Annotated in this window: 19 protein-coding genes; 7 read left to right on the top strand and 12 right to left on the bottom strand. The window is 70.6% G+C overall.

Features of this window, described 5'->3' with window-relative positions; all coding sequences use genetic code 11:
• Positions 1-62: 62 nt before the first annotated feature.
• Positions 63-584, bottom strand: coding sequence for an NUDIX domain-containing protein (locus OG927_RS27670; RefSeq protein WP_056792186.1), 522 nt, complete (start codon positions 582-584; stop codon positions 63-65).
• A gap of 153 nt (positions 585-737) precedes the next feature.
• Here OG927_RS27670 and OG927_RS27675 point away from each other — a divergent pair, with 153 nt between their 5' ends.
• Positions 738-1,853: a glycerate kinase gene (locus OG927_RS27675; RefSeq protein WP_056792187.1), complete on the top strand. Its 1,116-nt coding sequence runs from the start codon at positions 738-740 to the stop codon at positions 1,851-1,853.
• A 145-nt stretch (positions 1,854-1,998) separates the two neighbouring features.
• Here the strand turns inward: OG927_RS27675 and OG927_RS27680 are convergent, their stop codons facing one another.
• On the bottom strand, positions 1,999-2,715 hold the full coding sequence (locus OG927_RS27680; RefSeq protein WP_056792188.1) for a PucR family transcriptional regulator: 717 nt from the start codon (positions 2,713-2,715) through the stop codon (positions 1,999-2,001).
• A 218-nt stretch (positions 2,716-2,933) separates the two neighbouring features.
• On the opposite strand from OG927_RS27680, the gene OG927_RS27685 reads away from it, so the two are divergent.
• The 5 genes from OG927_RS27685 to OG927_RS27705 are packed head-to-tail and all read left to right on the top strand — an operon-like array spanning position 2,934 to position 7,809.
• A complete protein-coding gene (locus OG927_RS27685; protein ID WP_056792189.1) occupies positions 2,934-3,734 on the top strand; it encodes an ABC transporter ATP-binding protein in 801 nt (266 codons plus the stop codon).
• Complete coding sequence (locus OG927_RS27690) at positions 3,731-4,534, top strand: ABC transporter ATP-binding protein (RefSeq protein ID WP_056792190.1); 804 nt, start codon at positions 3,731-3,733, stop codon at positions 4,532-4,534. The genes OG927_RS27685 and OG927_RS27690 overlap by 4 nt, the downstream gene beginning before the upstream one ends.
• On the top strand, positions 4,531-5,421 hold the full coding sequence (locus tag OG927_RS27695; protein ID WP_056792191.1) for a branched-chain amino acid ABC transporter permease: 891 nt from the start codon (positions 4,531-4,533) through the stop codon (positions 5,419-5,421). Before OG927_RS27690 ends, OG927_RS27695 begins: the two co-directional genes overlap by 4 nt.
• 4 nt (positions 5,422-5,425) lie before the next feature.
• Positions 5,426-6,559: a branched-chain amino acid ABC transporter permease gene (locus OG927_RS27700; RefSeq protein ID WP_199862761.1), complete on the top strand. Its 1,134-nt coding sequence runs from the start codon at positions 5,426-5,428 to the stop codon at positions 6,557-6,559.
• Positions 6,556-7,809 (top strand): ABC transporter substrate-binding protein, encoded by a 1,254-nt coding sequence (locus OG927_RS27705; protein WP_056792193.1) that lies wholly within the window; start codon positions 6,556-6,558, stop codon positions 7,807-7,809. The genes OG927_RS27700 and OG927_RS27705 overlap by 4 nt, the downstream gene beginning before the upstream one ends.
• 57 nt (positions 7,810-7,866) lie before the next feature.
• Here the strand turns inward: OG927_RS27705 and OG927_RS27710 are convergent, their stop codons facing one another.
• The 9 genes from OG927_RS27710 to ccrA form a co-directional block, all read right to left on the bottom strand.
• Positions 7,867-10,233, bottom strand: coding sequence for a galactose-binding domain-containing protein (locus OG927_RS27710; RefSeq protein ID WP_330320958.1), 2,367 nt, complete (start codon positions 10,231-10,233; stop codon positions 7,867-7,869).
• A 258-nt stretch (positions 10,234-10,491) separates the two neighbouring features.
• Complete coding sequence (locus tag OG927_RS27715; protein ID WP_330320959.1) at positions 10,492-12,624, bottom strand: SpoIIE family protein phosphatase; 2,133 nt, start codon at positions 12,622-12,624, stop codon at positions 10,492-10,494.
• Between the two features lie 210 nt (positions 12,625-12,834).
• Positions 12,835-13,698, bottom strand: coding sequence for a CDP-diacylglycerol--serine O-phosphatidyltransferase (pssA, locus tag OG927_RS27720; protein ID WP_245376664.1), 864 nt, complete (start codon positions 13,696-13,698; stop codon positions 12,835-12,837).
• On the bottom strand, positions 13,685-14,332 hold the full coding sequence (locus OG927_RS27725; protein WP_056792197.1) for a phosphatidylserine decarboxylase: 648 nt from the start codon (positions 14,330-14,332) through the stop codon (positions 13,685-13,687). The genes pssA and OG927_RS27725 overlap by 14 nt, the downstream gene beginning before the upstream one ends.
• Before the next feature lie 181 nt (positions 14,333-14,513).
• Positions 14,514-15,719: an acyl-CoA dehydrogenase family protein gene (locus OG927_RS27730; RefSeq protein WP_056792198.1), complete on the bottom strand. Its 1,206-nt coding sequence runs from the start codon at positions 15,717-15,719 to the stop codon at positions 14,514-14,516.
• On the bottom strand, positions 15,716-16,249 hold the full coding sequence (locus tag OG927_RS27735) for a MaoC family dehydratase (RefSeq protein ID WP_056792199.1): 534 nt from the start codon (positions 16,247-16,249) through the stop codon (positions 15,716-15,718). The genes OG927_RS27730 and OG927_RS27735 overlap by 4 nt, the downstream gene beginning before the upstream one ends.
• Positions 16,250-16,251: 2 nt before the next feature.
• Complete coding sequence (locus OG927_RS27740) at positions 16,252-17,232, bottom strand: HpcH/HpaI aldolase/citrate lyase family protein (RefSeq protein ID WP_209469371.1); 981 nt, start codon at positions 17,230-17,232, stop codon at positions 16,252-16,254.
• Positions 17,229-19,241 (bottom strand): protein meaA, encoded by a 2,013-nt coding sequence (locus OG927_RS27745; protein ID WP_330320960.1) that lies wholly within the window; start codon positions 19,239-19,241, stop codon positions 17,229-17,231. The genes OG927_RS27740 and OG927_RS27745 overlap by 4 nt, the downstream gene beginning before the upstream one ends.
• A gap of 9 nt (positions 19,242-19,250) precedes the next feature.
• Entirely contained in the window at positions 19,251-20,624 is a 1,374-nt protein-coding gene (gene ccrA / locus OG927_RS27750; protein WP_056792202.1) for a crotonyl-CoA carboxylase/reductase, read from the bottom strand.
• 710 nt (positions 20,625-21,334) lie between these two features.
• On the opposite strand from ccrA, the gene OG927_RS27755 reads away from it, so the two are divergent.
• Positions 21,335-22,093 carry a restriction endonuclease gene (locus OG927_RS27755; protein WP_330320961.1) on the top strand — a complete coding sequence of 253 codons (759 nt, stop codon included), beginning with the start codon at positions 21,335-21,337 and terminating at the stop codon, positions 22,091-22,093.
• Between the two features lie 28 nt (positions 22,094-22,121).
• On the opposite strand, the gene OG927_RS27760 is transcribed toward OG927_RS27755, so the two are convergent.
• Positions 22,122-22,937 carry a TetR family transcriptional regulator gene (locus tag OG927_RS27760; RefSeq protein WP_056792204.1) on the bottom strand — a complete coding sequence of 272 codons (816 nt, stop codon included), beginning with the start codon at positions 22,935-22,937 and terminating at the stop codon, positions 22,122-22,124.
• Between the last annotated feature and the right edge of the window lie 56 nt (positions 22,938-22,993).

Genomic DNA, 22,993 nt, shown 5'->3' on the forward strand with positions numbered 1-22,993 from the left:
ACCCCGCCCCGGCCCCCGCGGCGCGCGGAGTTCGGACGACGCCGGGCCCGGCGCACGAACGATCAAGGATGCCGGAGCGGCGAACCGCTCTGACGGAACGGCGGTTCACCGTCCTCCAGCTCGGCCGCGCCCGCCCCGGAGTCCAGCACCTCCAGTGCCGCCAGAACCCGCCGCCCGAGCCGGTCCGGCAGGTACCCGCCGAGGTCCGCGCGGTCCACCAGCCGCCAGGACAGGAGCTCCTCCTCCTGGAGCCGGACGGCCTCGAACTGCTCGCCCGACAGCACGCCGCCGTCGAACAGGTACGCGGCGATCGGCGGGCGCGCCGCTCCGCGTACCCAGTCGACCGCGAGCAGCCGTCCCGGCTCCAGATCGAGGCCGATCTCCTCCGCCGTCTCCCGGCGCGCGGCCTGCCGAGGGCTCTCGCCGGTGTCGGATTCGATCGTGCCGCCGGGGAGCGCCCAGCCCTCCCGGTAGTTCGGCTCTACGAGCAGCAGCCGGCCGTGTTCGTCGCGGAACAGCGATGCGGCCGCGGCCAGTACCCGGGGCAGCCCCGCGATGTAAGTGGCGTAATCGGTAGTGGTCACGTGGGGCAGCGTAGAGGCAGGGGCAGGGGGCCCGCCCGAGCCGTGGTCGACGGGTGGACAGCCATGGGCAGACCGGGGGCCGTCCGGATAGGGTCGGGGCGGCGCGACTGCCTGTTCGAAAGCAAAGGATGCAAGGTGACGGACGGAGCAGTGATGGAGACCGCCCGCGTGCTCGTCGCGGCGGACAAGTTCAAGGGCTCGCTCACGGCCGTGCAGGTCGCGGAGCGGGTGACGGCCGGGCTGCGGCGCGTCGTCCCCGGTGTGCGGGTCGAGACCCTGCCCGTCGCGGACGGTGGCGACGGCACGGTCGCGGCGGCGGTGGCCGCCGGATTCGAGCGCCGCGAGGCGCGGGTGACCGGGCCGCTGGGGACACCGGTCGCGGCGGCGTACGCGGTGCGCGACAGCACCGCCGTGGTGGAGATGGCCGAGGCCTCCGGCCTCCAGCACCTTCCCGCGGGGGAGTTCGCCCCGCTCACGGCGACCACCTACGGCTCCGGCGAACTGCTGCTGGCCGCGCTCGACGCGGGCGCCCGGACGATCGTGTTCGGTGTCGGCGGCAGTGCCACGACGGACGGCGGCGCGGGCATGCTCGCCGCACTGGGAGCCCGTTTCCTGGACGCGGACGGCACACCCGTCGGCCCCGGCGGCGGCGGGCTCGCCGACCTGGCCGAGGCCGACCTTTCGGGGCTCGACAGCCGGCTGGCCGCCATCGACCTGATCCTGGCCAGCGACGTGGACAACCCGCTGACGGGCCCCAAGGGCGCCCCCGAGGTGTACGGGCGGCAGAAGGGCGCCACCGAGGACGACATCGCGGTCCTCGACGCGGCGCTCACCCACTACGCCTCCGTCCTCGGCCCCGAGCACGCCGCGCTTCCCGGCGCGGGTGCCGCCGGAGGCATCGGCTACGGCGCGCTCGTCGCCCTGGGAGCACGCTTCCGGCCCGGCATCGAGGTCATGCTCGACGTCCTGGGCTTCGCCCCGGCGCTCGCCCGCGCCACCCTCGTCGTGACCGGCGAGGGCTCGCTCGACGAGCAGACGCTGCACGGCAAGGCCCCGGCGGGCGTCGCCGCGGCGGCCCGGGCCGCGGGGGTGGAGGTCGTCGCCGTCTGCGGGCGTCTCGCGCTGCGGCCCGAGGCGCTGGAGCGGGCCGGGATCCGACGGGCCTACGCCCTGACGGACCTGGAACCCGATCCTGCGGTCTGCATGGCCCAGGCGGGGCCGCTGCTGGAGCGTGCGGCCGAGTCGATCGCCCGCGACTTCCTGGTCTGAGACGACCCGCGTCACCGGCCCGGGGGCGGCTGCGCCCCCGGGCCGAAGCGCCTCGCGCGGAAGCGTCACTCCCGCCCCGTCGCTCCCGTCCGCCGCGCTCCCGTGCGCACCGGCCCCGGTTGTGCGCACGCACAAGGCCGCACCCTCACTGCGGGGACACCGACAGCCGGAACGCGTCCAGGGCCAGCACCATCTCGATCAGTTCGCGCGGTCGTGACAGCGACCGCGACGTCAACCGCTCCAGCCGCCGCAGCCGGTTGAGCACGGTGTTGCGGTGGCAGTACAGCCGGCCCGCCGCCCGCCCCGCCGACCCTCCGCACTCCAGCCACGCGTCCAGCGTCCGCACCAGCAGTGCCCGGTCCGCCGGGTCCAGGGCCAGCAGCGGACCGAAGACGTCCGCGACCAGCCGCGCCGAGAGTTCCGGCTGGCTCACCACCAGCGCGGCGGGCAGCCGCTCCTCCAGCCGTACGAACCCCTCCTCGCCCGGCACGCAGGTCAGCAGCGCCACCTCGGCCAGCCGACGAGACACCCCCAACCCCGCCAGGCCGTCCGCCACCGGGCCGATCCCGCCCGGGCCCGGACACCACCGCGCCATCAGCGCGGCGAGCCCGGCCGGATCGCGGTCACCCAGCGCCACGACGACGAGCTCGCCGTCCGCCCGCACCCGCCGGAAGAACCGCAGGCCGTCCGCGTCCCCGGCCGGTCCCGTCGCTCCGCCCCGCCGCAGCACCACCACCGCGTAGCGGCCCTGTTCCGGTACGCCGAGACCTGCCGCCGCGCGCGCCGCGAGGCCCGGCGTGGACCGGCCCTCCAGCAGAGCGTCGAGCAGCACGGCGCCCCGCTCGTCACTGCGCCGCTGCATGTGTCGCTCCGTTCTGCGGCCGGGCCCGTTCATGGCTGGTGACGATGCCATCCGCGGTGGCGGCGGCGGCAGCGGATCATCACCCCTCTGTGCGCGTGCACAACCGAGCCGTTCGAACACTGGTCAGCCGCAGCGAGTGCGCGACGGACCGTGGACGCACGGTGCGCCCCCCTGCTGGTCTGTGGCACCACGACGACCAGTCGGAAGGAGGAGGACGCATGGCAACGCTCGAGATCCGCGAACTGTCCGTGGGCTACGGCCCGGTACGGGCACTGCGCGACGTCTCCGTCGACGTGCCGCCCGGCGCGATCACCGCCGTACTCGGCGGCAACGGCGCCGGTAAGACCACGCTGCTGCGGGCCGTATCGCGGACCCTCGGCTTCCACCGCGGCACGGGCACGGGCACCATCCGCTTCGACGGACGGTCCCTGGACGGCCTGGGCCCCGCCCAGGTGGTGGCGGCGGGAGTGATCCAGGTACCGGAGGGGCGGCAGGTGTTCGCCCGGATGACGGTGGCCGACAACCTCCGGGCCGGCGCGCTCGGCGCCCGCGGCGGACGCAAGGAGACCGCCGCCGCGCTCGACCGCGTCCACGAGCTGTTCCCGGTACTCGCCGAGCGCGCGCACCAGCGGGCCGGACTGCTGTCGGGCGGTGAGCAGCAGATGCTGGCCATGGGACGGGCCCTGATGGCAGGTCCCCGCCTGCTGCTGCTCGACGAACCCTCGCTCGGCCTCGCACCGCTGATGGCGGCCAGGATCGCCGAGACGATCCAGGAGATCAACGCGACGGGGACCTCGGTCATGCTCGTCGAGCAGAACGCGGCCATCGCGCTGCGGCTCGCCTCGACCGCGTACGTCCTGGACGTCGGGGAGGTCGCCCTCGAAGGCCCCGCGGACGAACTGGCCGCCTCCGACGAGGTGCGCCGCCGCTACCTGGGCGTCGTCGACGAGACGGCCGCCGAGGACGCCACGCAGGCCGTCGCCGGGCCCTCGCGCTCGCTGAGCAGGTGGTCCGCATGACCACCGCTCCGGCCGCCACGGCGCCCGCCACCGCCCCCGCCGCACTCGCCGTGCGCGACGTGACCGTACGCTTCGCCGGGCTCACCGCCCTCGACGCGGTCTCGTTCACCGTCGAACCGGGCAGTGTGCACGCCGTCATCGGACCCAACGGCGCCGGGAAGTCCACCACGTTCAACGTGCTCTCCGGCGTCTACCGGGCCACCTCCGGCACCGTGCACCTCGGTTCCACCGACCTCACCCGGCTCGCTCCGCACAGGATCGCCGGCCTCGGCATCGCCCGGACGTTCCAGAACCTGGCGCTGCCGCCGCACGCCACCGTCGCCGACAGCCTCCTGCTCGGCCGGCACCGCCTCACCCGCTCCGGCTTCCTCGCCAGCGGACTGCGCCTCCCGTCGGCGGCCCGCGAGGCGCGGCTGCACCGGGACCGGGTCCGGGAGATCGCCGAGTTCATCGGCCTGGAGAAGGAGTTGGAGCTGCCCGCCGGGATCCTCCCGTACGGCAAGCAGAAGCTCGTGGAGCTCGGCCGCGCGCTCTGCATGGAGCCGCAGGTGCTGCTGCTCGACGAACCCATCGCCGGCATGACGGCCGACGAACGGCGCCGTGTCGCCGCCGTCGTGGCGGACGTGCGCGACAGCCTCGGCATCTCCATCGTGCTGGTCGAACACGACATGGGTGTGGTGATGCGGCTCGCGGACGCGGTGACCGTACTCGACTTCGGACGCAGGATCGCGGGCGGCACCCCCGCCGAGGTCCAGAACGATCCGGCCGTCGTCCAGGCCTACTTGGGGACACAGGAATGACCACCTTCATCGAACTCCTCCTCGGCGGGCTCTCCATCGGGTCGGTCTACGCACTGATCGCGCTCGGTTTCGTCGTCATCTTCAAGGCCACCGAGGTCGTCAACTTCGCCCACGCGTCCCTGCTGCTGGCGGGCGGCTACGTGACCGCCGTGCTCCATGACGACATCGGCTTCTGGCCGGCCCTCGGCGTCGGTATCGCGGGCGCGGCGGTCGTCGGCTCCGCCGTCGAGTTCCTCGTGATGCGCCGCTACCGGGGCAGCGACCACAGCGTCCTGGCGATCGTCACCATCGGCGTCGACATCGTCATCACGACGGAACTCGTCCGGCGGATGGGCACCGAGGTCCTCTCGCTCGGCGACCCGTGGGGCGACGACGTCGTCACCGTCGGCGGAGTCACCCTGGCCGAGACCCGCATCGCCGCGTTCGTCGCGGCGGCGCTCCTCATCACGGTGTTCCTGCTCGCGTTCCGCTACACCTCGTGGGGCGTGTCGATGCGGGCCGCCGCGGAGAACCCGCAGACCGCCGCCCTCATGGGCATCCGGCTCGGCCGGGTCTCACTCTCGGCCTGGGCGGTCGCCGGGGCACTCGCCGCCGTCGCCGCGCTCTTCCTCACGGTCTTCCCCACCCCGGGCCTCGAACGGGCCACGTCCTTCGCCGCGCTCAAGGCCTTCCCGGCCGCGATCCTCGGCGGCCTCGACTCGACGACGGGAGCACTGGTCGGAGGACTCGTCGTCGGAGTCACCGAGTCGCTCGCCACCGGCTACCAGAGCGATCTCTCCTTCCTCGGACGCGGTATCGGTGATCTCGCGCCCTACCTCGTGATGGTGGCCGTCCTGCTCATCCGGCCCGCGGGACTCTTCGGCACGAAGGAGCTCGCCCGTGTCTGAAGCCATGCCCGACACCGCGCAGGAACCGTCCGTGGGACCGGACGCCGGGGCGAAGCCCGCCCCGGCCGGCAGCGGGCGGACACTCACCGGACCGCTGCGGAGCATCCGCACGTACCTCTGGCTCGCCGGTTCCGTCCTGCTCCTCCTCTTCCCGTTCTACCTGGACCGCTTCTGGCTCCAGGCCGGACTCTTCGCGATGGCCGCCGCGATCGGCGCGATCGGGATCAACCTGCTCACCGGCAGCACCGGCCAGCTCTCCATGGGCCACGCCTTCTTCCTCGCCGTGGGCGCCTACGGCTACTGCATCCTGGCGGGGGAGAGCAGCACCGAGAACGGCCACGAGCTGAGCGGCCTCGGCCTCCCCACCTGGCTCGCGGCGATCCTCGCCGTACTGCTGGCGGGCGCGGCGGGCGGACTGTTCAGCCCCATCGCGGGACGGCTGCGCGGCGCGTACCTCGGCATCGCCACGCTCGCGCTGATCTTCATCGGACAGCACGTGCTGTTCAACGCGGGCTCGCTCACCGGCGGCTTCAACGGCCGTGCCGTGCCCCCGCTCTCACTCTTCGGGTTCACCTTCGACGACACCGAGGTGGTGGTCGCCGCAGTGCCCTTCCAGGCCTCGGAGAAGCTCTGGTACGTGGCACTGGCCGCCCTCGCCTTCAGTGCGCTCTTCGCCCGCGGGGTGCTGCGCGGCAGGCCCGGCCGGGCACTCAACGCCATCCGGGACCACCGGATCGCGGCCGGCGTGATGGGCGTACCGGTAGCGCGGTACCGGGCCGGGGTGTTCGTCCTGTCCTCCATGTACGCGGGCCTCGCGGGCGTCCTGCTCGCGCTGGTCTTCCAGCGGACCGTGCCCGAGTACTTCGGCATGGTCCTGTCCCTCGAATACCTCGCCATGATCGTCATCGGCGGGCTGGGCAGCGTCGCCGGAGCCGTGGTCGGCGCCGCGTTCGTCACGCTGCTCCCGCAGGTGCTCACCCACTACAGCGACTCCCTTCCCCTGGTGTCCGCCCCCGGTACGGGCGGTCTGACACCGGGCGAGGCGTCCCGCTATCTGTACGGCGCCGCGGTGGTCGCGGTGGTCCTGTTCCTGCCCGGCGGCCTTACGCGTCTGAAGAAACCAGGGGAGAAGAAATGAGAATGCGTGTGTACGGAGCGGTCCTTGCGGCCCTCACCCTCACCCTCGTCGGGTGCAGCGGCAAGGCCGACACCGGGGGCGGCGCCGAGACGGACAAGACCGGTGTGAAGACCGGTGAGGGGGTCACCGACTCCAAGATCACGCTCGGCGCCCTCACCGACATGACCGGTGTGTACGCCTCGCTGGGCAAGAGCGTCACCCAGGCCCAGCAGCTGTGGGTGAAGGAGACCAACGCCGCGGGCGGCATCTGCGACCGGCAGATCGAGCTGACGGTCCGCGACCACGGCTACGACCCGCAGAAGGCCATCGCGGCCTACACCGAGCTGGAGCCGGACGTGCTGGGCTTCGCCCAGTTCATCGGATCCCCGTTCGTCGCCGCCGTCGAGCAGCGCGTCGACGGACAGGACAAGGGCATCGTCCTGCCGCAGGCCTGGTCCGCGAACCTCCTCGGCTCCGAGTACGTCCGGGTCATCGGCGCCACGTACGACGTCGAGACGATCAACCTGATCGACTACCTCCTCGCCGAGAAGCGCATCACCGAGGGCGACAAGATCGGTCACGTCTACTTCGAGGGCGACTACGGCGAGAACGCCCTCGCCGGCTCCCAGCACGCGGCGAAGGAGGCGGGCCTCACCATCGTCGAGCAGAAGATCAAGCCGACCGACAACGACATGACCGCCCAGGTCTCCGCGCTCAAGCAGGCCGGTGTCAAGGCGATCGTCATCAGTGCCGGGCCGCGTCAGGCGGCCTCGCTGGTCGGTGTCGCCGCGGCCACCGGCTTCAACGTCCCCGTCGTGGGCAACAACTCCGCCTACGCCCCGCAGCTCCTGGCCACCCAGGCGGGCAAGGCCCTGCAGAAGGACTACTACATCGGCTCCTCCACGCTGCCCATCGGCGACGCGGCCGAGGGCCCGGCCAAGCTGGCCAAGGCGTACGCGGCCCAGTACCCCAAGGACGGCCTCGACAACGGCGTCATCGCCGGATACAACGCGGCGTCCGTCTTCGGTGAGGCGCTGAAGAAGGCCTGTGAGTCCAAGGACCTCACCCGCGAGGGTGTCGGGAAGGCCCTGCTCACCATCAAGGGCTTCGGCGCCGACTTCGGCATCTCGCACGACTTCACCGACCCCGCGGCCCCGTCCACCAGGGAGACCGTCATCATGAAGCCCGACGCCAAGACCCCCGGCGGGCTGAAGGTGGTCCGGCCGGCGGAGGTGGCCCCGGCCGCCGAGTCCTTCGCGTCGAAGTCCTGACCCCACCGCGCACCAGGACGGGCCCGGCCTCACGGCCGGGCCCGTCCGCGTGCGCGCTCAGCCGGTGTAGGCCTCCAGTTCGGACAGCTGGGCCGCCGGCCAGCCCGTGTTCCCGGTGAAGGTCAGCCGCAGGTAGCGGGCCGGTGTCCCCGTGAGGGTGACGGTGGCGGTGTTCCCGTTCGACGGGTCGAAGGTGTAACCCGCGGACGCCTTCAGCGCGTTGTACGTGGAGTTGTCGGTGCTGCCCGAGACGCCGATGGTCTGCGTACGGGTCGCCCAGGCCGGAGCGGGGGGCAGTTTCAGCACCAGCCGCTTGACGGCCTTCGCGGCGCCGAGATCCACGGTGACGGACTGCGGGAAGGCGTTGTTGCGGCTCTCCCAGTAGCTGTTGGCGTTGCCGTCCACCGCGTTGGCGGCACCGTACACGTCGACGTGACTGGTCTCGGTGACCGTGCGGCCCTGTGCGAGGTTGCCCGTCTCCGCCGGCGGATCGGTCGGGTCCGGGGGATCGGTCGGGTCGGGGGGATCGGTCGGGTCGGTGGGGCCGCCCGGCACTCCGCCGTTGGTCCACACCGGAGCGGGCCAGGTGCCGGTGCAGGCGGGCGGGTCGGCGTACCAGCCGGAGTTGCCCTCACCGCGCGTGATCCGGAAGCCGCCGCCCACACAGTTGTGGATCGGGTTGGACTGCGCGATGTTCGTGGCCACCACCCTACTGAACGAGGCCGTGCCCGGGGCCTGTACCTGCAGTGCGTAGGTGCCCGCGCCGTCGATCCTGATGTTGTCGAAACGCAGGCCGTTCGTGGCCCCCTCGATGAGGTGGATCGCCGCGTAGGAACTGTCCAGGATCTCGCTGTCGGTGATGTTGATCGTGGCGTTGCTGATCGGCTCGTTGAGTCCGCTGAACCAGATGGCGCCGACGCCGAACTGCCAGTTGTAGTCGTTGTTGCCGGTGCGGATCAGTGTGTTGCGGGCGGCGGTGTGCGTACCCGAGACGGCGGTCCCCCGGCCGGAGTTCACGCCCGGGTAGCGGTTCGCGATGTGCAGGCCGCCGCCGTTGGTGATCGTGTCCGACATGACGTTGTCGGAGATCGTGATGTCCTTGCCGCCGTAGGTGACGATGTTGTTGGCGAGGATCGGCAGGATCACGGTGTTGAACGTGAACGCGTTCTTCACGTTCGGGATGTTCTCGGCCCACATGGCCAGGCCGTCGTCCCCGGTGTTGCGGACGAACGTGTTGGTCACCGTGGAGTTCGTGACGCCGTAGTGGAAGTTCACTCCGTCCGCGGTCTGGTCCAGGATGCGGCTGTTCCTGATGGTGAAGTTGTCCATCGGGCCGTCCATCCAGGCACCGCACTTCGTGTGCTGCATCCAGACGTTGTCGACGACCGAGTCGGACATGGCTCCGCCTATGGCGTTGACCTGGTCGTCGTCCACCCGCTCCCGGATGTCGCCGATGATGGCGAAGTCCTTGAGGACGACGTCGCTGCTGCCGCCCTGCGCGGCGTACTTCCCGTAGACCCCGACCGCCTTGCTCCGGTCCGTGGCGTGGCGGCCCGTCAGCACGCTGTACCAGGGGCCGGCGCCCCGCAGTGTCACCTTGTCGACGACGATGTGGTCGGTGACCCGGAAGGTGCCCCGCGGGATGTACACCTCCTTGCCCTGGGTGCGGCCCGCGTCGACCGCCGCCTGGATCTTCGCGGTGGAGTCCGCGGCACCCGTCGGGTCGGCACCGAAGTCGCCCACCACGTCCAGGGCGCCGGTAGGCCTGCCGGTCGGCGCGCCGACCAGCTCGAAGTCCGCCAGGTCGATCGTGAAGGACGGGGAATCGGCGGTGGACGTCACCTGGAGCCGGACCTTCGTGCCCGCTGCCAGCGTCGACCCGAACATGGTCCGGGTCTCGTCGTAGAAGTGGTGGGGGTTGGTGTCGCCCGGGTTGTTGTTGAAGGGATAGCCGCCGTAGTACCAGCCGTACTTCGAGGTCACCGGCACGCTCTTGAGCGAGGAGCCGTTCACCCGCACGTCGATCGAGGCGTCCCGGCCCGTCCCGGCGGAGTTGTCCGGCAGCGAGTAGCGGAAGGTCATCGCGTTCGCGGGGGCGGTGAGGGTGAACTCCACGTACTCACCGGCCGCGTCGAGTGTGACGGCCTGCCGGCCCGACGCCTCCGAGGGGAGTGAGCCGTAGAGCCGGTCGGGGCCGATGGGGGTGCCGTTGGTGGCGGCGTACTCGGCCTCCTGCTCCGTGAACGGAACGGTGGCGCCGCGGCCGGGTATCCCGACGGGCGACGGTGCGGGCACGGCTGCGGCCCGGGCGGCCGGAGCCCCCGCCAGCACGACCGCCGCCGCGGTACCGGCGGCGACGAGGGCCAGGGAGAGGGAGGCGGACAGTGAGCGCCTGAACAGGCGCCGTCCTCGGGGTGGGGTCACGTGTGGTCGTCCTTGCGGCTCGTGGGGGCTCTGCGGACGCCCCACAGGCTAGGAGCACCTCCGCAAGGAAGTCCACGCTGCTGCGCAAGATTTCGTGTGTGGAGCTCAAATTAGTGACTCGAAGGCGTCAATTCCGGGCTTCCTGCTCCGGTGGCGGGGCGCAGGGAGGCGCGAGTGGTGGCGGCGGGTGGGATCGGCAATGCGGAACCGCCCCACCGGCATCGGGCCGGGCGATCCGTACGGCGGCCGAACGCGGGCTCAGCCGGCCGTGCGCAGCGCGTTGACCAGGAGGAGCGCGATGTCGTCGGTGCCGGGTGTGGCGCGCCGCGCGTAGCGGACGAGTGTGTCGGCGACCTCGTCCATGGTCTGCTCCAGGGCCAGCGCGAAGTGCTCGGCCAGCTCGGCGGTGGCGTCGTCGAAGTCCACGCCCGGTGCCTCCACGAGTCCGTCCGTGTAGAGGGCGAGCGCCGAGCCCGGGGGCAGCGGGATCTCGGCCGTCGGGTAGCGGGAAGACGGATCGACGCCGAGCAGCAGGCCGGGTGGCAGGGCGAGCACCTCGGTCTGCCCGTCGGGCTGCCGCACCAGCGGCGGAGGATGTCCGGCGGTGGCCAGGACGGCACGGTGCCCGGCAAGGTCGAGGTGGATGTACAGGCAGCTGGTGAACAGCCCCGGGTCGAGATCGGTGAGCAGCCGGTTGGTACGGGCGAGGACCTCGTCGGGCGGCGCGCCCGCCGACGCGTGCACGGCCGTGCGCACCTGCCCCATGAGCGCGGCGGCGTTCACGTTGTGTCCCTGTACGTCGCCGATGGTCACCGCCGCGGTGCTGTCGTCCAGGCGGATCAGGTCGTAGAAGTCCCCGCCGATGCCCACCCCGCGGGTGGCCGGGAGATAGCGGGCCGCGACGTCCAGGCCCTCGACCCGCGGGAGGGTGTGGGGGAGGAGGTGGGCCTGCAGGCTGTGTGCCAGCCGGTCCTTGATGTCGTAGAGGCGGGCCCGGTCGAGTGCCTGGGCGAGCAGCCCCGCGATCGAGGTGAGCAGGGCACGTTCCTCGGGCTCGAAGTCATGGTCCTGGTCGTAGGCCAGCACCAGCGCGCCGACCGGATGACCGGACACGATCAGCGGGAGGAACGCGCTGGCGGCGACGACCTGGCGCAGGCCCTCGGAGGGGTAGGCGCGCTCCAGCTCCGCGAAGTCGGAGTAGAAGCCGGGGACGCCCGTCATCAGGACGTGTGCGGCGGGGGTGTCCGAGTTCAGCGGGGCGCCGTCCAAGCGGTCCATGAGGGTGGGATGGGCTCCGCGCCGCCCCTGGATCCGCAGCCGGCCCTCCGCCGAGGTCATCACGACGAGGGACTGGATCCCGAAGGCCGGCATCAGCTGGTCGCCCGTCAGCTCGATGACGTCCTGGGTGCCGACGGCCTCGGTGAGCGTCGCGGCCAGGTGCATGAGGTGGTACAGGGCGGTCGCCCGGCTCGGTGCGGGCGTGGCCGGTGGCGGGCGCAGGACCGGCGGCGCGTCGGGGGCGGGCCCGTCGGCGGGGGTGATCCGGACGCTGATGCCGGAGGAGTTCGGGAAGAGGTGGAAGGACAGCCACCGGTCCGGGGGCCGGAGTGTGGTGAAGGACGTCTGCTGGCGGCCGATGACCGCGGCCCGGTAGTGGTCCTCGACGGCGGGGTCGTCCATCCACGGCAGCGACATCCAGGGAAGCGTTCCCAGGAGGTCCGCCGCGCCGACGCCCAGGAGGTCCGCGGCGGCGTCGTTGAGGAAGGTGATCGACCCGTCCAGGGCCAGGGCGCAGCTCCCTCCCGGCAGCCGCCCGATGAACTCCAGGGCCGCCGCGGCCTCGGCGGGCTCCGGGACGGGCGGCTCCGGCGGTGCGAGCACGCGGGGCCGGCTTCCCGGCAGGACGGGGAAGCCCATGCTCTCGGCCTGCTGGAGCAGCATGCCGATGCCGTGACAGGCACCGGCCACGGCCTTGCGCTCCTGGGGTGCCAGCTCCAGGGGGTGCGAGCCGGGCCACAGGAGCACGATCCCGCCCCGGTCGGTGCTGCCGGTGCGGATCGGGGCGGCGCACAGCGCGAACCGGTAGGGCATGACGAGCGCGGGCCGCGGATAGCGGCGAGCCAGCTCCTCCTGGCTGCCCAGCCAGATCAGGCAGTGGTGCCGCACGGCGTCGGCCACCGGGATGGGGGCGGACAGCGGGACCCGGTTCCACGGGGTCGCGAGCTGCCAGGGCACCCCGGACAGCACCGCCAGGTACAGGGTTGCCTCGTCCTCCGGGAGCAGGTACAGCATGCCCACGGACGCCCCCGCCTCCCGCACGAGGTGGGTCACCGCGCTGTCGAGGAGCTCCGTGCCGGAACCCGTTGCGGCGGAGGCGGCTTGGTCCTGCACCCTCTCGACCCTTCTCCGTGACGGGCGCCTGGCAGCTCCGTGGCGAGCGGTCGGGCATCCGGTGACGACGGCTCGTCCGGGCATCGGCGGGAACTCTCCCTATGGACGATACGCCCACCCCGCACCGGCGACATCGTGATCACCCCGCACGCGGAAGGGCCCGGATGCTGGGGTGCATCCGGGCCCTCGTGTCCGTACGTGTCGGTGCTGCTACGGGAGCTGCGCCGCCCGTGCCTCGCGCCGGTTGTCGCGGAAGGTGTTCACCCGCCGCGCCGTGGCGAAGAGCGGAATCACCGCGCCCAGCACGACCTGCAGTGCGCAGCCGGTCTGCAGGAGCAGCTGGCCACCGGGGGCGTCGAACGCCCACGCGGCGAGCAGCCCCATGGCGGCCACGATCCAGCTGAGCATCGCCACCGCGAGGACGCCCCGCGGCTTCGGGTACTCGACCCGGCTGACCATCAGCCACGCCACCCCGACGATCGCGAGGAGCGTCGGCACGAAGGGCAGCTCCAGGAGCACGATCGAGACGACCGTGAGCGCTCCGAAGGGGCTCGGCATGCCCTGGAACATGCCGTCCTTCAAGGTCACGCAGGAGAACCGCGCAAGTCTGAGCACCACCGCCAGCAGCACCACGATCGCCGCGAGCGCCGACACCCTCTGGTGGGCGTCGTCCGCGACCATCCCGTACACGAGCACGAAGTACGCCGGTGCCAGGCCGAAGCTGATCAGGTCCGACAGGTTGTCCAGCTCCGCGCCCATCGGCGAGGACCGCAGCTTGCGCGCCACGAGCCCGTCGAAGAGGTCGAAGACCGCCGCGAGGAGCATCAGGATCACCGCGGTGGCCGCGGAGTGCCGGGCCATGCCCGTCTCGTCGCTGCCCGTGAGGTGCGGGATGAGGATCCCGGTGGTGGTGAAGTACACCGCCATGAAACCGCACGTGGCGTTACCGAGGGTAAGGGTGTCCGCTATCGACAGCCTCATCGAGAGCGGCATGTCCTCCGTGCCGTCGGAGTCCTCGTCCTCGGAGCCCTCCGGCACCCAGCCGGCTTGTGTATCAGGATCAATCACGGTCAATTCGAGTCACCCCCGCGGTGGTGGCCTGACCGACCTCGACCGCGACATCGATACCTTCCGGAAGGTAGATGTCGACGCGCGAGCCGAAACGGATCAGACCGATGCGTTCGCCCTGCTCCACCTTCGTACCCTGCGGGATGTAGGGGACGATTCGACGGGCGACCGCTCCCGCGATCTGCACCATCTCGATGTCGCCGAGCTCGGTGTCGAAGTGCCAGACAACGCGTTCGTTGTTCTCGCTCTCCTTGTTGAACGCCGGGACGAACCCGCCCGGAATGTGCTCGACCGACGTCACGGTGCCGGACAGGGGTGCCCGGTTGACGTGCACATTCAGCGGGCTCATGAAGATCGCGACGCGGGTGCGCCCGTCCTTCCACGGCATGATGCTCTGCACCACGCCGTCGGCCGGCGAGATGACGCGACCCCGGGTGATCTCGCGCTCGGGGTCACGGAAGAACCACAGCATGCCCGCAGCGAGCGCGGTGGTGGGCACGGCCACGGCGGCCCAGCGCCCGGACTTGCGGGCCCGGGCGAGGCTGAGTGCCGCGGTGGCGACGGTCGGGAGGAGCCACGGCGACGCTCCGCGGGCAAGGCGGACCCCGCCGCGTGGTGCAGAATTCTGACTGTCGGGCATGGATGACCTTCGTAGCGGATGATGCCGCGCTGGCAACGGGGGGACGGCGGCTTTCCGTCGATGCTATCGGGTGCGAGCGGCAACTGGGCAAGCCAGCAGCCGAGTCGGACAGCTGAAAGGCTCCCGACGAGGATGACTCGGTGTGATGTTCTTCGCCACTAAATCACCTCGAATGGGACAATCAACCCTGGAGCCGGTACTCCTCGAGGAGTCGGCGACCGATGATCATTTTCTGGATCTCGGCGGTACCTTCACCGATCAGCAGCATCGGGGCCTCGCGGTAGAGGCGCTCGATCTCGTACTCCTTGGAGAAGCCGTAACCGCCGTGGATACGGAAGGCGTCCTCGACGACTTCCTTGCAGTACTCGGAGGCGAGGTACTTCGCCATCCCTGCCTCCAGGTCGTTTCGTTCCCCGGAGTCCTTTTTGCGTGCCGCGTTCACCATCATCGCATGAGCGGCTTCGACCTTGGTGGCCATTTCGGCCAGTTTGAACTGGATCGCCTGGTGTTGGGCGATCGGCTTTCCGAAGGTATGGCGCTGCTGGGCGTACGAAACGCCCAGTTCGAATGCACGCTGTGCGACGCCGCAGCCACGCGCGGCGACATTTACCCGGCCGACCTCTACACCGTCCATCATTTGGTAAAAACCACGGCCGGTCGTGCCCCCCAGCACGCGATTGGCCGGAATGCGCAGTCCGTCCATGATGAGCTCGGTCGTGTCCACGCCCTTGTAGCCCATCTTGTCGATCTTCCCCGGGATGGTGAGACCGGGGCGGACCTCGCCGAATCCCGCCTCCTTCTCCACCAGGAAGGTCGTCATCGACTTGTGCGGGGCCGTGCCCTCGGGGTGTCCTTCGTCACTCTTGCAGAGGACGGCCACCAGCGTGGACGTTCCGCCGTTCGTCAGCCACATCTTCTGGCCGTTCAGGACGTACGCGTCGCCGTCCTTCACACCCTTGGACGTGATCGCGGACACGTCGGAACCCAGGGCCGGCTCGGACATCGAGAACGCCCCGCGCACCTCGCCCAGCGCCATCCGAGGCAGGAACGTGTCCTTCTGCTCCTGCGTGCCGTGCTGCTTGAGCATGTACGCCACGATGAAATGCGTGTTGATGATTCCCGACACACTCATCCAGCCGCGGGCGATCTCCTCGACGCACAGGGCGTAGGTGAGGAGCGACTCGCCCAGACCGCCGTACTCCTCGGGAATCATCAGCCCGAACAGACCGAGTTCCTTGAGGCCTTCGACGATTTCCGTCGGGTACTCGTCGCGGTGTTCCAGCCGGGTCGCTACAGGAATGATCTCCTTGTCGACGAAATCCCTGACCGTGGAGAGGATTTCCTGCTGGACGTCCGTCAGGCCGGCGGTCTGTGCGAGTCGGCTCATGGCTGCTTCTCCACGTTCTTCTGCGGCGGCTGGACCGGCTCCGGGCGGCCGGGCTGCTCGCCGCCCCGCTCCTTGATGTACGTCTCGGTGGGAACCATCACCTTGCGGCGGAACACGCAGACCGTCGTGCCGTCCTGCTTGTATCCCCTCGTCTCGACATACACGATGCCGCGGTCGCTCCTGGACCGTGACGGAGTCTTGTCGAGCACGGTCGTCTCGCCGTAGATCGTGTCGCCGTGGAAGGTCGGCGCGATGTGCTTCAGCGACTCCACCTCGAGATTGGCGATCGCCTTGCCGGAGACGTCCGGCACCGACATGCCGAGCAGGAGCGAGTAGACGTAGTTGCCGACGACGACGTTCTTTCCGAAATCGGTCGTCCTCTCCGCGTAGTTGCTGTCCATGTGCAGCGGGTGGTGATTCATGGTCAGCAGGCAGAAGAGGTGGTCGTCGTATTCCGTGACCGTCTTTCCCGGCCAGTGCTTGTACACAGCACCGACCTCGAACTCCTCAAAGGTCCGTCCGAACTGCATGATCAGGCCTCCGGGGCTTCGAACTTGGAGAGGCGCTGCATTCCGGCCGCACGGCCCTTGCCCGCGATCACCAGCGCCATCTTGCGGCTGGCCTCGTCGATCATCTCGTCGCCGAGCATCGCCGAACCCTTCTTGCCGCCCTCCTCCGAGGTGCACCAGTCGTACGCGTCGAGGATGAGCTCGGCGTGGTCGTAGTCCTCCTGGGAGGGCGAGAACACCTCGTTGGCCGCGTCGACCTGACCGGGGTGCAGCACCCACTTGCCGTCGAAGCCCAGAGCCGCGGCGCGGCCCGCGACCTCGCGGTACGCGTCCACGTCCCGGATCTGCAGGAACGGCCCGTCGATCGCCTGGAGGTCGTGGGTACGGGCCGCCATGAGGATGCGCATCAGGATGTAGTGGTACGCGTCGGCCGGGTAGCCGGGGGGCTGCTGGCCGACGACCAGGGTCTTCATGTTGATCGAGGCCATGAAGTCGGCCGGACCGAAGATCAGGGTCTCGAGCCGGGGCGAGGCGGCGGCGATGTCGTCGATGTTCACCAGACCCTTGGCGTTCTCGATCTGCGCCTCGATGCCGATCTTCCCGACCTCGAAGCCCATCGTCTTCTCGATCTGGGTCAGCAGCAGGTCCAGCGCGACGACCTGCTGGGCGTCCTGGACCTTCGGCAGCATGATGCAGTCGAGATTCGGGCCCGCGCCCTCGACGACCGTGATGACGTCACGGTACGTCCAGTGCGTCGTCCAGTCGTTGACCCGCACGACCCGGGTCTTGCCGGACCAGTCGCCGTTGTTGAGCGCGTCGACGATGTGGTGACGGGCGCCCTCCTTGGCGAGCGGCGCGCAGGCGTCCTCCAGGTCCAGGAAGACCTGGTCGGCGGGGAGGCCCTGGGCCTTCTCCAGGAACCGCGGGTTCGAGCCCGGCACGGCCAGACAGGAACGGCGCGGGCGCTGGCGGTTCACGGGGGCGGCGGGCGACGGGCTGGTCATGCGGAGACCTCCAGAGGGTCGAGCTTGTTCGCTTTCCGGATCTCGTCGACGATACGGCCGATGATCTCCGTGATTCCGAAGTCCTTCGGGGTGAAGACGGCGGCGACGCCGGCCCCGATCAGTGCGGCGGCGTCGGCGGGCGGGATGATGCCGCCCGCGATCACCGGGATGTCGGTCGCGCCCGCCTCGCGGAGCCGGGTCAGCACGTCCGGGACCAGCTCGGCGTGCGAGCCGGACAGGATCGACAGGCCGACGCAGTGCACGTCCTCCGCGACGGCGGCCGAGACGATCTGCTCCGGGGTGAGCCGGATTCCCTGGTAGACCACCTCGAAGCCCGCGTCACGGGCCCGTACGGCGATCTGCTCGGCGCCGTTGGAATGTCCGTCCAGGCCCGGCTTGCCCACCAGGAGACGCAGCCGGCCCACGCCCAGGTCGTCGGCGGTGCGGGCGACCTTCTCGCGGACCAGGGCGAGCGGGGTTCCGGCCTCGGCCGTCACGGCGACCGGGGCGGACGAGACACCCGTCGGCGCCCGGAACTCCCCGAAGACGTCCCGCAGCGCCCAGGACCACTCGCCGGTGGTGACACCCGCGCGGGCGCACTCCACGGTCGCCTCCATCATGTTCCCGGTGCCGGCCGCGGCCTTCTTCAGCGCGGCGAGCGCCTCGGAGGCGCGGGCCTCGTCGCGGTTGTCGCGCCACTCGTGCAGCGCCGCGACCACCCGGGCCTCGTTGGCGGGGTCCACCGTCATGATCGCCGCGTCCAGGTCGGCGGTCAGCGGGTTCGGCTCCGTCGTCCCGTAGATGTTGACGCCGACGATCTTCTCCTCGCCGCCCTCGATCCGGGCCCGCCGCGCGGCGTGCGAGGAGACCAGCTCCGACTTGAGGTAGCCGGACTCGACGGCAGCCATCGCACCGCCCATCTGCTGGATCCGGTCGATCTCGGCCAGCGACTCGGTGATCAGCTCCTCCACCTTGGCCTCGATGACGTGCGAGCCGGCGAAGATGTCCTCGTACTCCAGCAGATCGCTCTCGTGGGCGAGCACCTGCTGGATGCGGAGCGACCACTGCTGGTCCCAGGGGCGGGGCAGACCCAGCGCCTCGTTCCAGGCGGGCAGCTGCACGGCGCGGGCGCGGGCGTCCTTGGAGAGGGTGACCGCCAGCATCTCCAGGACGATGCGCTGCACGTTGTTCTCCGGCTGCGCCTCGGTCAGTCCGAGGGAGTTGACCTGGACGCCGTAGCGGAAGCGGCGCTGCTTGGGGTTCACGATGCCGTACCGCTCACGGGTGACCCGGTCCCAGATGCGTCCGAAGGCGCGCATCTTGCACATCTCCTCGATGAAGCGCACCCCGGCGTTCACGAAGAAGGAGATGCGGGCGACGACGTCGCCGAACTTCTCCTCGGGCACCTGCCCGGAGTCGCGTACGGCGTCGAGGACCGCGATGGCCGTCGACATCGCGTACGCGATCTCCTGGACCGGTGTGGCCCCCGCCTCCTGGAGGTGGTAGCTGCAGATGTTGATCGGGTTCCACCGGGGGATGCGGTCGACCGTGTACGTGATCATGTCGGTGGTCAGCCGCAGCGAAGGACCGGGCGGGAAGACGTGCGTCCCGCGCGACAGGTACTCCTTGACGATGTCGTTCTGCGTCGTGCCCTGGAGCTTCGTCGGGTCGGCGCCCTGCTCCTCGGCGACGACCTGGTAGAGCGCCAGCAGCCACATGGCGGTGGCGTTGATCGTCATGGAGGTGTTCATCTGCTCCAGGGGGATGTCCTGGAACAGCCGTCGCATGTCACCGAGGTGCGAGACGGGCACGCCGACCCGGCCCACCTCGCCGCGGGCGAGGATGTGGTCGGGGTCGTACCCGGTCTGCGTCGGCAGATCGAAGGCGACCGACAGACCCGTCTGGCCCTTGGCGAGGTTGCGCCGGTACAGCTCGTTGGACGCCTCGGCGGTCGAATGGCCGGCGTACGTCCGCATGAGCCACGGGCGATCCTTCTGACGTTCGGTCATCGATGAACCTCAGACGTTGCGGCTGGAGGGAGAGGTCTGCTCCGCTGACGTGTCACGGAACAGGTTGATGGCGTCGATGTGCTTCTCGCGGAGCTCCTGGTCGCGCACGCCCAGGCCCTCGCGGGGTGCCAGCGCGAGGACGCCGACCTTGCCCTGGTGGAGATTGCGGTGCACGTCGTACGCGGCCTGACCGGTGTCCTCCAGGGAGTAGACCTTGGAGAGCGTCGGGTGGATCTTGCCCTTGGCCACCAGCCGGTTGGCCTCCCACGCCTCGCGGTAGTTGGCGAAGTGCGAGCCCACGATCTTCTTCAGGGACATCCACAAGTAGCGGTTGTCGTACTCGTGGTTGTAGCCCGAGGTCGAGGCGCAGGTGACGATGGTGCCGCCCTTGCGGGTCACGTACACGCTCGCGCCGAAGGTCTCGCGGCCCGGGTGCTCGAAGACGATGTCCACGTCCTCGCCGCCGGTCAGTTCGCGGATGCGCTTGCCGAACCGCTTCCACTCGCGCGGGTCCTGGTGGTGCTCGTCCTTCCAGAACCTGTAGTCCTCGGCGTTGCGGTCGATGATCGCGGTCGCGCCCATCCTCCTGCAGATGTCCGCCTTCTGGTCGCTGGACACGACGCAGATCGGGTTGGCGCCGCCCGCCAGCGCGAACTGTGTGGCGTACGAGCCGAGTCCGCCGCTCGCGCCCCAGATCAGCACGTTGTCGCCCTGCTTCATGCCGGCGCCGTTGCGTGAGACGAGCTGGCGGTACGCGGTGGAGTTGACCAGGCCCGGAGCCGCCGCCTCCTCCCAGCTGAGGTGGTCCGGCTTGGGCATCAGCTGGTTGGACTTGACGAGTGCGATCTCGGCGAGTCCGCCGAAGTTCGTCTCGAAGCCCCAGATGCGCTGCTCGGGGTCGAGCATCGTGTCGTTGTGGCCGTCGGAGGACTCCAGCTCCACCGAGAGGCAGTGCGCGACGACCTCGTCGCCCGGCTGCCAGGCGTTCACGCCCGGACCGGTGCGCAGCACGACGCCGGCGAGGTCGGAGCCGATGACGTGGTACGGGAGGTCGTGGCGCTTGCTGAGGTCGCTGAGCTTGCCGTACCGCTCGAGGAAGCCGAAGGTCGAGACCGGCTCGAAGATCGAGGTCCAGACGGAGTTGTAGTTCACCGAGCTGGCCATGACCGCGACCAGGGCCTCGCCCGGGCCGAGCTCGGGCACCGGCACGTCGTCCACGTGGAGGGACTTGCGCGGGTCCTTGTCGCGGCCGGCGACCCCGGCGAACATCTCCGCCTCGTCCTTGTGCACGGTCACCGCGCGGTACGACTCGGGGATGGACAGGGCCGCGAAGTCCGCGGCCGTGCTGTCCTGCGATTGGATCGCGTCCAGGATTTCCTTCACGGTGATGCCTCCGGCAGATCGGGTCTCCAGCGCCGAGGGAACGCTGGAGGGACCCCTGTGGACAGGGGGAACGGTGCGGTGTGGAGGTGTGCCGTCGGTTCGGCGGGTGGTGCTTCGGCCTGCTCTGTGGAGCAGAAGGGTTGCCTGTGACGCAGGCGTCCGGGCGCGCAGACACGTGGTTTGCGGGGACAGCCGGCGTACGAGAGGTCTCTGCACGCCGGCCGCCCGGACACCTTCAACGTATGGCACTCCGTGACAGGTGGCAAGGCACCGAGTGCCAACAATTTCTCTCACTTGTCATCTGTTGGGCACGCATGAGCAACATCATGGGCTGTATGTCGGATTAGTGCCGGTGGGTCTGCCCCTGCGGCGTGGTGCGGGGGCAGAGGGGGCGTGCTGGGCGTGGTGGCACCCCGGGGTTCGGAGGCCGCGCGTCGGCGCGGGATCGCGACGGTCCGGTCGGTGGCATCGGCCCTGCGGGTGGCGGTGGCCGCGCTCTGTGCACGGCCGGTCACGGGCACGGCCGTCGGGGCGGGCGCGTGTGCACATCCCGGGGCCGAGGCGGGCGTGCTCCGGGGTTCCATCCGGGCGCCTGGTCACGGGGGGTGCGGCCCGGCCGGCGGGTTCCCCCGACGGGGCGTCAACACGGCCGGTGGGGGCAGGTGGAAGTGATCTTGATCCGATCACGACGAACAGGGGTGGGGCACCCGATGCCGATACAGGTGCGCGAACGCGTCCGAAGACATCGCCGTTCCGAATTCGACCTCCGCCGGACGGCCTTGGGCTTCGCTCTCGTCGCCGTACTCCTCTGCGGCGCCGGGCTGGCCTTCCGTACGGCCCTGGAGAGCGCCGAACGGCACCCGGTGGTGGCCGGAGTCGCGGTGGCCGCGCTGGTGGCCGCGGCCGCGGCGGTCCTGCGGAGGCGCCGCAGCCGCCGGGCGGCCGCCGGGGCCGCGTCGGCGGCCCTGGAGGCCGTCTACGAAGTGGTGGACACCGCACTGGAGGAAATGCCCGACCCCGACCCCGAGCCCGACCCCGGCCCCGAGTCCGTACGGAGCCCCGAGCCGGCCGGCTGGCAGGACATGGACCCGTACGACTTCGAGGAGGCCGTCGCCGCCCTCTGCCGCAGGGACGGCTGCGCGGACGCCGAAGTCGTCGGAGGCGCCGGCGACCTGGGAGCCGATGTCGTGGCCACCACACCCGACGGCCGCCGCCTGGTCGTCCAGTGCAAGCGGTACTCGTCCGGCAACAGGGTCGGCTCGCAGGAACTCCAGCGTTTCGGCGGCACCTGCTACGCCGTGCACGAGGCCGGGGCGGCCGTCGTCGTCACCACCAGCACGTTCACCGAACCGGCCCTCGAGTACGCGGAGCAGTGCGGCATCGTGTGCGTCGACCTCGACGGCCTCACCGCATGGAGCGGGGCGGGCGCCCCTCCGCCGTGGCAGGCCGTGCATCCGGTCGGAGGCTGAGGACGGCCCCGAGGGGCCTCAGGCGGCCTCAGCGCTCCGTCAGGGCCCGCTGGATCGTCCGCATGACCTCGTCCAGCGGTGCGTCGGTCCGGGCCACCGCGACCAGTACCTCGCCACCGGCGGCCACCGAGGCCGCCGGTGCCTTGGCGGCCTCGCTGTCCGCGGTCCGGCCCGCGCCGATCCCGGTCCCGAACGTGTCCCGCACGATCGCGAACGCGTGGTCGAGCTGCGCTTCCACGTCGCCCTGTCCGTCCGCCCTCAGCCAGCGCCGCAGCACATGGTTGTGCGCGGTCACCACGGCGGAGGCGGCCACCTCGGCCAGCAGCGGGTCGTCGTTGCCCACATGGTGGTCGCGCTCGTCGAAGTGGCCCAGCAGATAGCGGGTGAACAGCCGCTCGTAGCGGGCCACCGACGCGATCTCGGCCTGCCGGAGCGTGGGGACCTCGCGGGTCAGTTTGTAGCGCGCCACGGAGACCGCGGGCTTCGCCGCGTACATCTTCATGACCTCCTTGATGCCGCGGCACACGGTGTCGAGCGGGTGCTCGTGCGCGGGAGCGGCATTGAGGACGGCCTCGGCCCGGACGAGGGTGTCGTCGTGGTCCGGGAAGATGGCCTCTTCCTTGGAACGGAAGTGCCGGAAGAACGTGCGCCGGGCGACCCCGGCGGCCCCGGCGATCTCGTCGACCGTGGTCGCCTCGTACCCCTTCGTCGCGAAGAGTTCCATGGCCGCGGCGGCCAGCTCACGGCGCATCTTGAGCCGTTGCGCGGCGGCGCGGGTGCCCGCGGCGCTTTCCGGGGCGTCGGACGCGGCGGAGGAACGGGGGGACCTGGCGGGTTGGGACATGGTGTGAACGTAACTCATCCGTGCAGGAGAGCGCGCCTGTGGGGGCGGGCCCTCCG

Origin of the sequence: Streptomyces clavifer, assembly GCF_036345975.1 — a bacterium.
Classification (GTDB): Bacteria; Actinomycetota; Actinomycetes; order Streptomycetales; family Streptomycetaceae; genus Streptomyces; species Streptomyces clavifer.

Excerpts from the sequence above, each read along its gene's own strand:
- OG927_RS27680 (WP_056792188.1), bottom strand. The coding sequence starts at position 2,715 with ATGCAGCGGCGCAGTGACGAGCGGGGCGCCGTGCTGCTCGACGCTCTG.
- OG927_RS27690 (WP_056792190.1), top strand. The coding sequence starts at position 3,731 with ATGACCACCGCTCCGGCCGCCACGGCGCCCGCCACCGCCCCCGCCGCA.
- OG927_RS27685 (WP_056792189.1), top strand. The coding sequence starts at position 2,934 with ATGGCAACGCTCGAGATCCGCGAACTGTCCGTGGGCTACGGCCCGGTA.
- OG927_RS27695 (WP_056792191.1), top strand. The coding sequence starts at position 4,531 with ATGACCACCTTCATCGAACTCCTCCTCGGCGGGCTCTCCATCGGGTCG.
- OG927_RS27745 (WP_330320960.1), bottom strand. The coding sequence starts at position 19,241 with ATGACCGAACGTCAGAAGGATCGCCCGTGGCTCATGCGGACGTACGCC.
- OG927_RS27755 (WP_330320961.1), top strand. The coding sequence starts at position 21,335 with ATGCCGATACAGGTGCGCGAACGCGTCCGAAGACATCGCCGTTCCGAA.
- OG927_RS27705 (WP_056792193.1), top strand. The coding sequence starts at position 6,556 with ATGAGAATGCGTGTGTACGGAGCGGTCCTTGCGGCCCTCACCCTCACC.
- OG927_RS27730 (WP_056792198.1), bottom strand. The coding sequence starts at position 15,719 with ATGAGCCGACTCGCACAGACCGCCGGCCTGACGGACGTCCAGCAGGAA.
- OG927_RS27740 (WP_209469371.1), bottom strand. The coding sequence starts at position 17,232 with ATGACCAGCCCGTCGCCCGCCGCCCCCGTGAACCGCCAGCGCCCGCGC.
- OG927_RS27700 (WP_199862761.1), top strand. The coding sequence starts at position 5,426 with ATGCCCGACACCGCGCAGGAACCGTCCGTGGGACCGGACGCCGGGGCG.
- OG927_RS27725 (WP_056792197.1), bottom strand. The coding sequence starts at position 14,332 with ATGCCCGACAGTCAGAATTCTGCACCACGCGGCGGGGTCCGCCTTGCC.
- OG927_RS27760 (WP_056792204.1), bottom strand. The coding sequence starts at position 22,937 with ATGTCCCAACCCGCCAGGTCCCCCCGTTCCTCCGCCGCGTCCGACGCC.
- OG927_RS27735 (WP_056792199.1), bottom strand. The coding sequence starts at position 16,249 with ATGCAGTTCGGACGGACCTTTGAGGAGTTCGAGGTCGGTGCTGTGTAC.
- OG927_RS27675 (WP_056792187.1), top strand. The coding sequence starts at position 738 with ATGGAGACCGCCCGCGTGCTCGTCGCGGCGGACAAGTTCAAGGGCTCG.